This window comes from Streptococcus oralis subsp. dentisani, from assembly GCF_002096335.1.
Lineage (GTDB): Bacteria > Bacillota > Bacilli > Lactobacillales > Streptococcaceae > Streptococcus > Streptococcus oralis_Z.
The window spans coordinates 628,940-644,707 of sequence record NZ_NCUW01000030.1 but is presented as its reverse complement, the minus strand read 5'-3'; the positions used below and the strand labels follow the sequence as shown (position 1 = coordinate 644,707).

13 protein-coding genes are annotated in these 15,768 nt (G+C 40.1%); 12 read left to right on the top strand and 1 reads right to left on the bottom strand.

Going from position 1 to position 15,768, the window contains the following annotated elements; translation table 11 throughout:
• The 12 genes from aroC to B7709_RS09595 all read left to right on the top strand — a co-directional run bounded on the left by aroC (position 1) and on the right by B7709_RS09595 (position 14,152).
• Positions 1 to 1,167: a chorismate synthase gene (aroC, locus tag B7709_RS09650; protein ID WP_084972585.1), complete on the top strand. Its 1,167-nt coding sequence runs from the start codon at positions 1 to 3 to the stop codon at positions 1,165 to 1,167.
• A 9-nt stretch (positions 1,168 to 1,176) separates the two neighbouring features.
• Complete coding sequence (locus B7709_RS09645; protein WP_084972584.1) at positions 1,177 to 2,280, top strand: prephenate dehydrogenase; 1,104 nt, start codon at positions 1,177 to 1,179, stop codon at positions 2,278 to 2,280.
• A 10-nt stretch (positions 2,281 to 2,290) separates the two neighbouring features.
• Positions 2,291 to 2,629: a YlbF/YmcA family competence regulator gene (locus B7709_RS09640; protein WP_084972583.1), complete on the top strand. Its 339-nt coding sequence runs from the start codon at positions 2,291 to 2,293 to the stop codon at positions 2,627 to 2,629.
• Between the two features lie 89 nt (positions 2,630 to 2,718).
• A complete protein-coding gene (gene aroA, locus B7709_RS09635) occupies positions 2,719 to 4,002 on the top strand; it encodes a 3-phosphoshikimate 1-carboxyvinyltransferase (protein WP_084972582.1) in 1,284 nt (427 codons plus the stop codon).
• On the top strand, positions 3,995 to 4,471 hold the full coding sequence (locus B7709_RS09630) for a shikimate kinase (protein WP_084972581.1): 477 nt from the start codon (positions 3,995 to 3,997) through the stop codon (positions 4,469 to 4,471). The genes aroA and B7709_RS09630 overlap by 8 nt, the downstream gene beginning before the upstream one ends.
• Complete coding sequence (pheA, locus tag B7709_RS09625; RefSeq protein WP_084972580.1) at positions 4,468 to 5,316, top strand: prephenate dehydratase; 849 nt, start codon at positions 4,468 to 4,470, stop codon at positions 5,314 to 5,316. The genes B7709_RS09630 and pheA overlap by 4 nt, the downstream gene beginning before the upstream one ends.
• Positions 5,313 to 6,587: an LCP family protein gene (locus B7709_RS09620; RefSeq protein ID WP_084972579.1), complete on the top strand. Its 1,275-nt coding sequence runs from the start codon at positions 5,313 to 5,315 to the stop codon at positions 6,585 to 6,587. The genes pheA and B7709_RS09620 overlap by 4 nt, the downstream gene beginning before the upstream one ends.
• Positions 6,588 to 6,734: 147 nt before the next feature.
• Positions 6,735 to 7,571, top strand: coding sequence for a LicD family protein (locus B7709_RS09615; protein WP_084972578.1), 837 nt, complete (start codon positions 6,735 to 6,737; stop codon positions 7,569 to 7,571).
• The gene (locus tag B7709_RS09610) at positions 7,568 to 8,539 is read left to right on the top strand and encodes a glycosyltransferase family 2 protein (RefSeq protein WP_084972577.1); all 972 of its coding nucleotides are present in this window, start codon (positions 7,568 to 7,570) and stop codon (positions 8,537 to 8,539) included. The genes B7709_RS09615 and B7709_RS09610 overlap by 4 nt, the downstream gene beginning before the upstream one ends.
• Before the next feature lie 21 nt (positions 8,540 to 8,560).
• Positions 8,561 to 10,720 carry a LicD family protein gene (locus tag B7709_RS09605; protein ID WP_084972576.1) on the top strand — a complete coding sequence of 720 codons (2,160 nt, stop codon included), beginning with the start codon at positions 8,561 to 8,563 and terminating at the stop codon, positions 10,718 to 10,720.
• 57 nt (positions 10,721 to 10,777) lie between these two features.
• The gene (locus tag B7709_RS09600; RefSeq protein ID WP_084972575.1) at positions 10,778 to 11,590 is read left to right on the top strand and encodes a LicD family protein; all 813 of its coding nucleotides are present in this window, start codon (positions 10,778 to 10,780) and stop codon (positions 11,588 to 11,590) included.
• A 36-nt stretch (positions 11,591 to 11,626) separates the two neighbouring features.
• Positions 11,627 to 14,152 carry an MBL fold metallo-hydrolase gene (locus B7709_RS09595; RefSeq protein ID WP_084972574.1) on the top strand — a complete coding sequence of 842 codons (2,526 nt, stop codon included), beginning with the start codon at positions 11,627 to 11,629 and terminating at the stop codon, positions 14,150 to 14,152.
• Between the two features lie 47 nt (positions 14,153 to 14,199).
• On the opposite strand, the gene B7709_RS09590 is transcribed toward B7709_RS09595, so the two are convergent.
• Entirely contained in the window at positions 14,200 to 15,678 is a 1,479-nt protein-coding gene (locus B7709_RS09590) for an oligosaccharide flippase family protein (RefSeq protein WP_084972573.1), read from the bottom strand.
• Between the last annotated feature and the right edge of the window lie 90 nt (positions 15,679 to 15,768).

Sequence of the window (15,768 nt, the reverse complement as noted above, 5' to 3'; positions counted from 1 at the left end):
ATGAGATATTTAACTGCAGGAGAATCACACGGCCCCCGTCTGACAGCTATCATCGAGGGAATTCCAGCTGGACTTCCTTTGACAGCTGAGGATATTAATGAGGACCTTAAACGCCGTCAGGGTGGCTACGGTCGTGGTGGTCGTATGAAGATTGAGAGCGACCAGGTTGTCTTTACATCGGGCGTTCGCCATGGAAAGACGACTGGGGCTCCCATTACTATGGATGTCGTCAATAAGGACCACCAAAAATGGTTGGATATCATGTCTGCGGAGGACATTGAAGACCGCCTTAAAAGCAAACGGAAAATCACTCATCCTCGGCCAGGTCATGCCGATTTGGTTGGGGGTATCAAGTACCGTTTTGATGATTTGCGAAATTCCTTGGAGCGTTCATCTGCCCGTGAAACCACCATGCGAGTGGCAGTTGGAGCAGTAGCTAAACGCCTCTTGGCTGAACTGGAGATAGAAATTGCCAACCATGTCGTGGTCTTTGGTGGTAAGGAAATCGATGTTCCTGAAAATCTGACGGTCGCTGAGATTAAGGAAAGAGCTGCCCAGTCAGAAGTTTCTATTGTCAACCAAGAACGAGAACAGGAAATCAAGGATTATATTGACCAAATCAAGCGTGATGGTGATACCATTGGTGGAGTTGTGGAAACAGTCGTCGGAGGCGTTCCAGTTGGTCTTGGTTCCTATGTTCAATGGGACCGAAAATTGGATGCTAGACTGGCCCAAGCTGTTGTTTCTATCAATGCCTTTAAAGGGGTAGAATTTGGTCTTGGGTTTGAGGCTGGTTACCGTAAAGGCAGCCAAGTCATGGACGAAATTCTCTGGTCTAAAGAAGACGGCTATACTCGCCGTACCAATAATCTAGGTGGTTTTGAAGGTGGCATGACCAATGGGCAAACCATCGTTGTTCGAGGTGTCATGAAACCCATCCCCACCCTTTATAAACCTCTGATGAGTGTAGATATCGAGACTCACGAACCTTATAAGGCAACTGTGGAGAGAAGTGATCCGACCGCTCTTCCAGCAGCAGGTGTTGTCATGGAAGCCGTTGTAGCAACGGTTCTAGCACAAGAAATCCTTGAGAAATTCTCATCAGACAACCTAGAGGAATTAAAAGAAGCGGTAGCCAAACACCGTGACTATACAAAGAACTATTAAGGAGTTCCTATGGCAAAAACAGTCTATATAGCAGGTCTTGGATTGATTGGAGCCTCTATGGCCCTAGGTATCAAGCGTGATCATCCTGATTATGAAATTCTAGGTTATAATCGCAGTCAGGCTTCTAGAGATATTGCCTTGGAAGAAGGTATGATTGACCGTGCGACGGATGATTTTACCAGTTTTGCTCCTCTGGCAGATATCATCATCTTGACCTTGCCAATCAAACAGACCATTGCTTTTATTCAGGAGTTGGCAGGTTTGAACTTGAAAGAAGGCGTCATTATCTCGGATGCTGGCTCGACCAAGTCAGACATAGTGGATGCAGCGGAGAAGTATTTGGCTGGTAAGTCTGTTCGTTTTGTCGGGGCCCATCCTATGGCTGGTAGCCACAAGACAGGAGCTGCCTCTGCCGATGTCAATCTCTTTGAAAATGCCTACTATATCTTTACTCCATCGAGTTTGACCACTCCAGAAACTCTTTCAGAAATGAAGGACCTACTGTCTGGTCTTCATGCTCGTTTTATCGAGATTGATCCCAAGGAGCACGATCGAGTAACTTCACAGATTAGCCATTTTCCTCATATTCTGGCTTCTAGTCTCATGGAGCAAACAGCAATCTATGCTCAAGAACATGAGATGACAAGGCGCTTTGCGGCGGGTGGTTTTCGAGATATGACCCGTATTGCAGAGAGTGAACCAGGTATGTGGACTTCTATTCTCTTATCCAATCGTGAGACTATCCTAGAGCGGATTGAGGATTTCAAGGAACGCTTAGATGAGATTGGTCAGGCTATTAGCAAGGGGGAAGAAGAGCAGATTTGGAACTTTTTCAACCAAGCGCGTGAGCAACGTCAGGCTATGAAAATCCATAAACGCGGAGGAGTGGACAGTTCTTATGACTTATATGTTGATGTTCCCGATGAAGAAGATGTTATCTTGCGAATCTTGGAATTGCTACGAGGAACTTCCTTGGTCAATATCCACATCAACGAAGAAAACCGTGAGGATGTTCACGGAATTCTACAAATTTCATTTAAAAATGCTCAGGATCTGGAACGAGCTGAGCGCTTAATTACAGAAAATACGGACTACACAGTCGTCATCAAATAAGGAGAAAATCATGTCAAATATTTACGATAGTGCAAATGAACTCAGTCGCGGGTTACGCGAATTGCCAGAATACAAGGCGGTTAAGTCAGCCAAAGATGCTATCCAAGCTGATGAACAAGCTAGCAAGATTTTTGCAGACTACCTCGCCTTCCAGCAAGAAATCCAAGTCATGGCGCAAACTGGACAGATGCCAGATGCCTCTTTCCAAGAAAAGATGCAGTCCTTCAGCAAGCAGATCCAAGAGAACACTCTTTTGTCAGATTTCTTTGCCAAACAGCAACAATTATCGATTTACCTTTCGGACATTGAAAAAATTGTCTTTGAACCTGTTTCAGAATTGTTGAAATAGTATTTTATCTGTATAAAAGCCAGAAATTTCAGGAATTTCTGGCTTTTTTGTGATAAAATAAGAAAAGTATTGCAAGTATGAGGTCCGCTATGAAACTAAAAACAAACATTCGCCACTTACATGGCAGTATCCGAGTTCCAGGTGACAAGTCTATCAGCCATCGTTCGATTATCTTTGGAAGTTTAGCTGAAGGTAAGACCAAGGTTTATGATATTTTGCGTGGCGAGGATGTGCTCTCAACCATGCAGGTTTTTCGTGATCTTGGTGTTAACATTGAGGATAAAGATGGGGTTATTACCATTCAAGGTGTTGGAATGGATGGCTTAAAAGCTCCGCAAAATGCCCTTGATATGGGGAATTCTGGCACCTCGATTCGCCTGATTTCAGGTGTACTTGCTGGTGCAGACTTCGAAGTAGAGATGTTTGGAGATGATAGTCTTTCTAAACGCCCTATGGATCGCGTGACGATTCCATTGAAAAAAATGGGCGTTAGCATTTCGGGGCAAACTGAGCGAGACCTGCCTCCCCTTCACTTGAAAGGTACTAAAAAACTAACACCAATTCACTATGAGTTGCCAATCGCCTCTGCCCAAGTCAAGTCTGCCTTGATATTTGCTGCCTTGCAGGCTCAGGGTCAGTCAGTTATTATCGAGAAAGAATGCACTCGTAACCATACAGAAGATATGCTACAGCAATTTGGTGGCCATTTAAGTGTGAATGGTAAAAGAATCACTGTCTCAGGACCACAAAAACTGACCGGACAAAAGGTTATCGTTCCAGGAGATATTTCCAGTGCAGCCTTTTGGTTGGTTGCTGGTTTGATTGTGCCAGATTCTCGTGTGGTGCTTCAGAATGTGGGTATTAACGAAACTCGCACTGGAATTATAGATGTCATTCGCGCCATGGGTGGAAAACTAGAAATAACTGAAATTGATCTAATCGCTAAATCAGCAACCCTAACTGTCGAGTCTTCTGACTTGAAAGGAACAGAGATTGGTGGAGCCTTGATTCCACGCTTGATTGATGAATTGCCCATTATTGCCCTTCTCGCGACACAAGCGCATGGTGTAACGGTCATTAAGGATGCTGAAGAACTCAAGGTCAAGGAAACCGACCGCATTCAGGTGGTGGCAGATGCTTTAAATAGCATGGGGGCTGAAATCACACCTACTACAGATGGAATGGTTATCAAAGGGAAATCATCTTTTCATGGTGCTAGAGTCAACACCTTTGGTGACCATCGTATTGGAATGATGACTGCTATTGCTGCCCTCTTGGTTGCAGATGGAGAGGTGGAACTTGACCGTGCCGAAGCCATCAATACCAGCTATCCAAGCTTCTTTGATGATTTGGAGACCTTGATTCATGGTTAAGGTATTACTCGGATTTATGGGAGCTGGCAAATCGACTATCGCAAGAGGCTTAGATCCAGACTACCTAGATATGGATGCCTTGATCGAGGAACGCTTAGGAATGTCCATTGCGGATTTTTTCGCTGAAAATGGAGAAGAAGCCTTTCGTCAGGTGGAGTCAGAAGTTTTAGCGGACTTACTAAAAACGGACCGAGTTGTGTCAACTGGTGGAGGAGTAGTCGTTTATCAGAGAAACCGTGACTTGCTCAAGCAAAATCCTGATAACATCTATCTGAAAGCAGACTTTGAAACTCTTTACCAACGTATTTCAGCTGATAAGGACAATCAACGGCCACTTTTTCTCAACAACAGCAAGGAAGAGTTGCGAGGGATTTTTCAAGAAAGACAGGCTTGGTATGAGGAAGTAGCCAGTCGTGTTCTAGATGTGACCAAGCTAAGTCCAGAGGAAATTATAGAGGAGCTGAGATGAAAATTGCTTATCTAGGTCCTAAGGGATCTTTTTCGCACCACGTTGTGCAAACTGCTTTTCCTAATGAGGAATTACAAGCCTTTGCCAATATTACAGATGTTATCAAGGCCTATGAACAGGGCTTGGTGGACTATTCGGTGGTGCCAGTTGAAAACTCCATTGAGGGAAGTGTGCATGAAAGCTTGGACTATCTTTTTCATCAGGCGGACATTCAGGCTGTTGCAGAAATAGTACAACCCATTCATCAGCAACTGATGACAGTTCCTGGTCAGTTAAAAATTGAGAAAATCTTTTCCCACCCTCAAGCCCTGGCTCAAGGAAAGAAATTCATAGATGAGCATTACCCAGAAGCCCAGCTTGAAGTGACGGCAAGCACAGCCTATGCAGCCCGCTTCATCGCTGAACATCCAGACCAAGCTTTTGCAGCTATTGCCCCTAGAAACTCAGCTGCCGAGTATGGTTTGGAGCTGATAGCAGAAGATATCCAAGAAATGGAAGCCAATTTCACTCGTTTTTGGGTTTTAGGGTCTGAGATTCCCACTATCCCTTTGCAATCACAAACTGAAAAAATGAGTTTGGCCTTAACCTTACCAGACAACCTTCCTGGTGCCCTCTACAAGGCTCTTTCAACCTTTGCATGGCGAGGTATTGACTTAACCAAGATAGAAAGTCGTCCTTTGAAAACAGCCTTGGGAGAATATTTTTTCATTATTGATGTGAATTATAGTGCCAAAGAGCTGGTTCATTTTGCCAGACAAGAACTCGAAACAATTGGGATCCAGTACAAGATACTGGGAACCTACCCTATTTTCACCATTAGAGATTTAGGAAAGGAGAGCCTATGAGCAAAGAAAGCCCTTTAAGTCATCATGAGCAGTTACGTTATGACTACCTTTTTAAGAATATTCATTACCTAAATGACAGAGAAAAGAGAGAATTTGACTATCTGAAAAGAAAAATGGACGGCGAATTACCCTCTAATGAAAGGGAAAAAAATCTAGGGAAGGACATTGGAATTCCACAATATTCCAATCAAAGTCGCTCGAATAGACATCAGAAATTTTCCTCTCTTCCAGAAGTAAAAAAGAAGAAACCAATAAGATTTTTTAAACGAGTTCTAATTTGGCTTTTACTGTTGATAACCTGTGTGGCTGCGGGCATGATTATTATGTTCCTTCGAGGTTTCCAGTCGGCAACTACTAGCAATAATCCAGCTGACGCCAAGGCAGCTCAAGTAGAGGTCTTTAATGGTCAGGATACCAAAGATGGTGTGAACATCCTAGTCATGGGAACAGATGGCCGTATCGGTCAAAATAGTGCAGAGACCCGTACTGACACGATCATGGTACTAAACGTTAGCGGATCAGATAAGAAGATCAAGCTAGTCAGCTTCATGCGTGACAACCTAGTCTATATTGATGGCTACAGCCAGATTGTGAATGGAAAGAAGCAGAGGGATAACAAACTCAACGTAGCCTATGAACTTGGGGAGCAGGAGGGACAAAAAGGAGCAGAAATGGTTCGCAAGGTTTTAAAAGATAACTTTGATTTGGACATTAAGTATTATGCTCTAGTGGATTTTCAGGCCTTTGCAACTGCCATTGATACTCTATTTCCTGATGGGGTGACCATCGATGCTCAATTCTCAACATTGAATGGTCAGCCTCTGACAGAAGTTGCAGTCGGAGATGATCTTCATGCAACAGAAACAGAGTCGCCAACTCAAACGATTCGTGCTGGCAAGCAACAAATGAATGGCTCAACCTTACTTAACTACGCCCGCTTCCGTGATGATGATGAGGGAGACTATGGCCGTACCAAACGTCAACAGCAGGTCATGTCAGCTGTTCTTGAGCAAATCAAAGACCCGACCAAACTCTTTACAGGTTCAGAGGCGCTTGGAAAGGTCTTTGGAATGACTTCAACCAATCTACCGTATAGCTTCTTATTGACCAATGGTTTGTCAGTTATCGAAGGTGCCCAGAATGGTATTGAAAGGTTGACAGTGCCAGAACTTGGCGATTGGGTAGACGCTTATGATGTCTACGGAGGACAAGGTCTACTTGTCGACCAAAACAAATACCGGACTAAACTCGCCCAAATGGGAATGAGATAAGATGTATATAAATAAAAATCAAAGCTTTATTCACTAGCAAAAAGAGTAGATGAAGCTTTGATTTTTTACGGTATCTGATGGATTTTTAAGGCTTTTTTATGGTATAATAAAACGATATAACTCGTTATTGGACAGAAGGGGAGAGACATGAGTGATTTGAAAGCGATTCAGGCTCGTAGTCTGGAAATTGCTGAATATTTCGTCGCATTTTGTAAAGAACATGGTTTGTTGTGCTATCTCTGTGGTGGAGGAGCTATTGGTGCTCTCCGTAACAAGGGTTTCATTCCTTGGGATGATGATTTAGACTTTTTCATGCCTCGCAAGGACTATGAAAAATTAGCAGAACTATGGCCTCGTTATGCAGATGAACGTTATTTCTTGTCAAAGAGTCACAAGGATTTTGTAGACCGTAACCTTTTTATTACCATTCGTGATAAGGAAACAACTTGTATCAAGCCTTATCAGCAGGATTTGGATTTACCACACGGTTTGGCCTTGGATGTTTTACCTTTAGATTATTATCCTAAAAATCCAGCTGAACGTAAGAAACAAGTTCGCTGGGCCTTGATTTATTCACTCTTTTGCGCACAAACTATTCCAGAAAAGCATGGTGCTATCATGAAATGGGGGAGTCGCATTTTACTCGGTTTGACTCCCAAAGGTCTACGTTATCGCATTTGGAAAAAAGCTGAGAAAGAAATGACCAAGTACAGTCTAGCTGAGAGCGATGGCATTACGGAATTATGCTCAGGTCCTGGCTACATGAGAAACAAGTACCCAATCGCTTCCTTTGAAGACAATCTCTTCTTGCCATTTGAAGATACTGAGATGCCCATCCCAGTCGGCTATGATGCCTATCTCAGCACTGCTTTTGGGGATTATATGACGCCACCACCAGCGGATAAGCAAGTACCGCATCATGATGCCATCATAGCAGACATGGACAAGAGTTACACAGAGTACAAGGGAGAATACGGAGCATGATGGGAGAAAAAATTAGCGTCATTGTTCCAGTCTATAATGTAGAAGCCTATCTGGAGCGATGTGTGGAGTCAATTCTTCATCAAACTTATACCAATTTTGAACTAATTCTGATCAATGATGGCTCTACCGATTCCAGTGGACAGATCTGTGATCACTTAGCCTCTCAGCATGAGAATGTCAAGGTCTATCATCTTGAAAATGCTGGAGTCTCAAATGCGAGAAATAAGGGAATCAAGCTGGCGACTGGTGCTTGGATCACCTTTATTGATAGCGATGATTTCGTTACTAAAGATTATCTAGAAATCTTGATTGGTGCAGTTGATGATGAGGAGTCCGTAGGATTTACAATCGCTCCTCTGCACCATATTAAAAATGGAATTGTGACAGATTTACCTCCTCATTCTGGAAGAAAAGAAATCTGGTTAACAGAAGAAACCATGAAGGAATTACTGATGACCACTAGGACGTCATTTTTTCCTGTCGCAAAACTGTTTAAGAGAGATTTGATAGCGGATGAAAGGTTTAATACAGATTATCACCTAGCTGAAGATGCCTTGTTCTTAACTGAATTGCTACTAAAGACAAGATGCAGTAGCGTATTTATTGACAAACCAATTTATTATTATGATCATCGTGAGGGAAGTGCGACAACATCTGTTAATCAGCATGTATTTGACACGATAGAAGTTTATAAGCACATAATCGCTAAAGTATCACAAGTCTTTCCTGATTTAAAACCTGAATTAAAAAATAGAGAACGTTGGTCATATATCACAGTTTACGATAAAATTATCTTTACTTCATCTGAAGAGTATCAAAAGGAGAAAGCTGAGCTGAGAACTTGGATTGTTCAGCATCGACGCGAAATTTGGAAGGATGCTTATTTCACTACTTTTCGCAAGATAGCAGTTCTATCACTTGTCATTTCTCCATGGCTATATAAGAAAATTGTTGGATTAAAAAACTAATATCATGAGAAGGAGTTGAAAATGAATTTTTCAAAAATGGATGAATACTTTGAAAAATCAAAACTATGGATTGCCTATCTGTTTGTTTTCATTTCGATTTTAAGTATGAGTTCACTAGTTTATAAGGTAGCAAATCCAATCTATAAGGGATTGTCAGCGATTGTTGTACTTTATATTTGCTACACACTGTTGTTTAAGTGGAAACAGATTACAGTAGATCGAAAGTTTTTGGCCTTATTTGGCTTGTTATCTGGGAGTCATCTGCTATCAGCAGTATTCAATAGCTCCGGACATTTGATTGGGAATGTGATTGAAATACTTTTTATGGTAACCTATGTTTTATTATTTACCATGTTACAATCAGGTCAACTCAAAAAATTATTTGACTGGATTGCCTATACAGTTCAAATTATTTCTTTCTCTTCCGCAATCTTTGCATTTGGTTTATTGGTAAGTAGAGTCCTTATCCTATTTAAGATTGGAGAGCAATCTTATTACTATGGTGTCATGAATGGACGTCTGTGGGGAATTGTCAATCCTAATGCTAGTGCGATTTTTTCATACATTAGCATTATTTTAGCTATGTATTTGATCCATAAAGGAAGTAAATATTCTGTATATCTTAAACTGAACAATGTGATTCAATTAGTTTACTTCGCTACTATGCAAAGTCGAGGAGCCTTATTGTCCTTGCTTCTCATGATTGGACTTTATAGTTTCTTTGTTACTAGAGGAAGTATCGTTAAACGATTCCTTACTTTTATTGTTACTGGTTTGCTGATTACCGCTACCAATATTGGATTAAGTTATGCAACTTCAATTTATATCTCATCTGAAACTGCGACTGTTTTTGACTTAAATAAAGGGCAATCCTATGCTGAGACAGATTCGTCTGTTACCAAGAAGACTGGTGAACTCCATTTAATTGAAACAACACCAAGTGGTAGGACCTATATTTGGAAAAATGCTATTAAAATGGGAAGTGCCAAACCAATTTTTGGTTATGGTGTACGGAATGTTCCAGATTACTACACAGAATATTTCAGTAAATTTGAGATTCAAAATTCCCTCATTGGTGGGAACTTCCATAACATTTTTGTGACCATATTTGTTAGTTCGGGAGTTCTAGGATTAGTATCCTTCCTTCTTATATTGGGTTATGTAATCAAGCGCTTTTTAACTTATTTGATTGTTTCTAAGAGAAATACTGATAAATTGATTATGATTCTCTTCTTCGGTATCTTGTTTGGTCAGTTGTTTGAAAGTCAGATCATGTATTCTACCAACTTTATCAATATCATCTTTTGGTTGGCAATCGGTTATGGATTAGTTGTTTGCAAACGGGATGAAGGAGTTCGGTATCAAGAAGTAACAGATGTCAGTGAAATTCAACAGATGGAACTTGGAATCATGGAGTATATTCATGAAGTTTGTCAAAAAATTGGTGTTAAGTATTTCCTAGCTTATGGAAGTCTAATTGGTGCGGTTCGCCATAAAGGTTTCATTCCTTGGGATGATGATATGGACATCTGCATGCTAAGAGAAGACTATGAGAAACTACAAGATTACCTTATCGCTAACCCTGATGAACGTTATGAGGTTATGTCTTATAAAAATAATCTCAACTATGTCTATCCCTTCATGAAAGTGCAGGATAACCATACCTACTTGCTAGAAGAAGATGTTCGCATCGATTCAAATATGGGAATCTATGTAGACATTTTCCCTGTGGATGGCTACGAGAATGATGCAAATTTCAAGAACAAGATGACGAAACTGATAAAGAAACGTCAATTGAGTTGCTATACATTTAAAGGCATCACCAATACGAAAAGTCTACTGAATTCTTTGATTCGTTATGTTTCTGTTGTCATTTTCTATTTTACAAATACGAATAAGTATGTTGAGCAAATTGATGAGCTTGCTAAATCTAGAGCAGTTGCTGACTACGAGCAAGTTGATTATTTGATTTATAAGGATATGAATAAACCAGTTTGGAAACGAGAGTGGTTGGAACAAGTGATTGTGGGAACGTTTGAAGGCAAGGAATTTATGATTCCAAAACATTACCATGAAATTTTGACTTCGGACTATGGAGATTACATGCAATTGCCCCCTCTTGAACAAAGAGTATCTCACCATGATTTTAAACTGTGGAAAATCACTAAAAGTTCTAAGTAAGCAAATCGCAGTTAAAAATCGTTTAAAGAATTAGTCGAAATTAGGAGAATAAAACGTATGTCTGAGAGAGTTTTAAGTCTTGAAGAAATAAAACAAGTGGAGTTGGATATTTTAAAGTATCTACATGAACTATGTGAACAGCATCAGATTAAATATTTTATTGATTTTGGAACCTTACTAGGAGCTGTCCGCCATAAAGGATTTATCCCTTGGGATGATGATACGGATATTTCCTTGGCGCGAGATGAATTTGAAAAGCTTTATAAGGTTTTAAAAAATGAGAATCATCCCTACTACAAATTGATTTCATTTAGGGAGACAAAAGGCTATCCTTACAGTTATATGCGTGTTCATGATATTAGAACACGTAGAGATGCCAATCTTCTGGACCCGACAGTCGTATTGGGAACTTGTGTTGACATTTTTCCATACGATGGTGTCGTGATGGAGGAAAGTGATTGTAAGAAAATGAAGCTCTATAAACATTTTGTCCGCCTTTCTTCTTTGAATTTCAAAGGAATTAAATCAGAAAATGGGGGGATAAAAAATCTGCCTCGCTATATTGGGTCAGCTATTTTCCGTCTTAGCTCTCCACAAACTTGGAATCAAAAATTAGAGAATCTTGCTTTAAAATATAGTGTAAATCAAGCTACAGATCTCACTTGTACGATATTTGATCCTAGCTTTCCAGAGGGAATCAAAAAAGAATGGCTCTATGATCTGATTGATATGCCATACGAAAACATCGTAGTGAAAGCTCCGAGAAAATACCATGAAATTCTTGCCTACGAATTTGGAGCAGATTATATGACTCCACCACCTGTTGAACAACAGGTTCCAGGAACTGATAAGAATTATTGGATTGATTAGTAAGAGATTGTTTTCATCGAGAAAGGAGTGTTCAAGATGAAGAATAAAGGATTAGTTAAATCAGTCAGTTATAGTTTACTTGCTTTTCTTTTTGTGTTGATTGGTTTATCACAACAAGTTGATGCAGACACCATTACTGCTGGTTCGGGTAATCGTATCCATTTCATTAATACTAAGGCCAAGTCAGGAAGTGATGCCATTCTGCTAGAGAGTAATGGCCATTATGCCTTGATTGATATGGGGGAAGACTATGACTTCCCTGATGGGAGTGACCCAAGGTACCCAAGCCGCTGGGGAATTTCTATGAGAAATTATCAAGTATTGGAGGATCGATTGATTCGCCATCTAGATCAAATAGGTGTTAAAAAATTAGATTTTATCATAGGAACTCATGTCCATAGTGACCATATTGGTGGAGCGGATGAAATACTCAATCGTTATCAGGTTAGTAAGTTTTATTTGAAAAAATATTCAGATGATCGGATTACCTCACACTGGGGACTATGGGATAACCTTTTCAATTATGATAATGCTTTGAGAGCAGCTCAAAAACGAGGAGTTACTCTGATTCAGAATATTACAGATGAGGATAGTCACTTTAAATTAGGTGATATGGATATCCAACTCTATAATTATAAAAATGAATATGATGCTGATGGCAGCCTGAAAAAAGTTCTAGATGATAACTCAAACTCAATCGTTTCAGTAGTGACTGTGGCAGGAAAGAGAATCTATCTTGGCGGAGATTTGGATAATGCCGAAGGGGCAGAAGATAAGTTAGGTCCAGTTATCGGCAAGGTTGATATGATGAAATGGAACCATCATTATGATGCAACAATTTCAAATACGATTAATTTTCTTGAAAACCTATCTCCAAAGATGATCATTCAAACAACTGGTGGTGATATTAATGTCGCTTCAACCAGAGAATATCTCCAAAAGAAAAATATTCAAGTTCTCAGAGCTTCTAGTCAAACTCAGGATGCAACTGTTTTTGATATTAGCGATAAAGGATTTGCTAATGTTTCTAATCTCTTCCCAGACATCCCCGTAGTTGACGAAAAATGGTATCAAGAAGGTGGTTACTGGAAATATCGTTTACGTGATGGGGAAATGGCTATCGGTTGGAGAGAGATTGACGGAGCCACTTACTTCTTTAATGGAAAAGGGCAAATGCAGGCAGGCCGCTGGCTTCACCTTAATGATGATTGGGGAGAGAATGCTAAGGGAAATGATTACTATCTCAACTCAAATGGTAAAATGCAAACAGGTGGTTGGTTCAAGCTGGAGGGCTCTTGGTATTATATCCAATCAAATGGTGCTAGACGATTTAGTGAGCTTTCTGAAATTGGAGGGAAAAAGTATCTCTTTGCAGCAGATGGTAAGATGCTAACAGGACATCAAGTCTTTAATGGAAAGAAGATGTTCTTTGCAGACAGTGGAGCACTACAAACAGAAGGTAAGCCTTCAACTTGGCAAAAGATTTCCTCAGATTGGTATTTCTATGACGAAGATGGTCTTCGGACTGTCGGGAAAAAGAATATCAACGGAACCACTTACTACTTTAATCAAGAAGGTGTCATGCAAACGGGTTGGGCCTTTATTGATGGTCACTGGAACTATTTTGCGAACTCAGGCGCCATGCAAACAGGCTGGATCAAGGATCAAGATACTTGGTATTATCTGGACAAAGATGGTATCATGCTCACTGGAAAACAAGAAATCAATGGTGTTCGTTACTATTTGAATGCTAGTGGTGCCATGCAAACAGGCTGGAAATGGCTAGAGAACAATTGGTATTACTATGCGAACTCAGGCGCTATGAAAACAGGCTGGATTAAGGATAATGAGAAATGGTATTACCTAAGTCAAGATGGTATTATGCAAACCGGAAAACAAGAAATCAATGGTTCTCGTTACTATTTGAATACCAGCGGTGCCATGCAAACAGGCTGGCAGTGGCTTGATAAACACTGGCATTACTACGCTGACTCAGGAGCTATGAAAACTGGTTGGTTGAAGGATCAAGGAACATGGTATTATCTTGAAGATCAGGAAGGTATCATGTTGGTCGGCTTCCAACAAGTAGATGGTAAGCAGTATTACTTTAGTGCATCAGGAGCTATGCAAACAGGCTGGAAATGGTTTGATAATCATTATCGTTACTTTGAAGCAAGTGGAGCTATGAAGACAGGTTGGATAAAGGATCAAGGAATCTGGTATTATCTCAATCCTGAAGATGGCATCATGCTAGTCGGTCTCCACAAAATCAATGGTGACCATTATTATCTTGATTCAACTGGAGCTATGCAGACTGGTTGGAAACGAATTGACGGCAATTGGTACTATTTCCAAACAGATGGTTCCTTGTTGAAAAATGCCACCACACCGGATGGTTATAAGGTAAACGAGGAAGGCATTTGGAGACAGGCTGTTGCTGCTGTCAATGGCGAAGCAGATCAGTCAGAAAAGAAACAAGAAGCTAATTCCTCTATTGCTGAACAACCTAAACAAGATTCAAATCTAGAAGCCAATACTTCTGACAAGAAAGAAAAAGAATAAAAGAAACACCCTACTAGTAAACGCTCGTTTATCAGTAGGGTGTTCTTTTAGTTTCTTTTGATCTTAGCTAGTACTAGGTTCAGTGCATAGTGAAGTGTTTTATCCTTAGTGAGAAAGAGTGTTAAGAGATAGTAGATTCCACAAGTAGCTACGGTAGAGAGAACCATGAGAATCATATTGAGGTTCACCGTATAGGAACTGATTTGGAAAATCATCTTGAAAATATAGAAGATCGGGATAAATCCGAGGGATATGAGACCATAACGTGTTAAGGTCACAAAGATTTCTTTTAAACTAATTAGTTGGTGTTTCCTAATAAAATGAATTTCTAAGAGAACAACGATGGCTTCTGCAATAATGGTAGTAGCAATATAATACTCAGGGGCAAAAATATTATTGAAATACAAGATGCTATTTAATAGGAGATTTGCTCCACCACCAGCAAAGTAGAAAGCGGTCAAGCGGTTCTCGTGATCATTGATAAAGATAATTTGCTTACCAAGAATCAATTCAATAGCCCAGATAATGGTTCGAAAGGCGAAGACACTGGTCACGATACCTGCCTCAAGATACTTTTCAGAAGAATAGATAACCGTTGCGTACTTTCCCAAAATCATAATCCCAAAACTAGTTGGAACCATGAGAAAATAGAATAATGATGCCGCTTGATTTACAAGATAATTATAAGAATTATAATCCTTTTTCCCGAGGTAGTAGCCGAGACGTGGAATGCTGACACTGATAGCTCCACTTAAGACACCAGCAATTAGCATGACGATGCTATAGGCAATTGTATAATAAGAAATATAGTTTTCATCAGGTCCCTTGGTGATAAACATTCTATCAAGCAAGGTATAGAGCATATTGGCATTTGCCAAGAGAAGCATAGTAAAGAGTGGTTTAGAAGCCTTAGCTAACTCGATGAAACCAATTTTAACAAAAGAAACTTCTCTCTTAATCCAAAGAAAACTAAGGAGGTAGTTGAGGATAGTTGTCGCAGTCATGACGATAGCGTAGGGAACAATATCATCAGCAGTTTTGACAAAGGCAAAGATGGCGACCAGCATGGTAATCCGAATAATCAATGTCTTGTAAAGGATGAAGGCATAGTTTTCATAAGCCTCATTCATCCATTCGATATTGAGGAATTGGAAGAGTGCCTGAGCTCCCAGGATGTAGTAAAGGACTTTCAGGTTCTCAATGCTGGTGTCAAAGAAGATAAAGAGGAAGTAGATACCGGTCGTCAGGAGAGAGGTGAAAACCGAGATATAAAACAACTTAGAAAAGACGTAGTTGATTTTATTCTTGTCGTCCTTAACCTTACTGATAGCACGAATCCCGTAGTTGTATATTCCAAAGGCTGCTAGTGGAACGACAAAGCTAGCCCAGGTATTGGCGGTATTGAAATAACCGTAGTTGGATTTGCTGAGAATTCTAGTCAGATAAGGGTTGGTTATCAGGGGAAAAACGATATTGAGAATATTGACCAGCAAGCTGGCCAATGCATTAACTTTTATATTTTTCATTGAACTTTCTTTCTTAAATCTAAAATCATCTCTAGTATTATATCACATTCCAGCTTTATTCTTTTGATAAAATCGTAAAAATCTAGTATA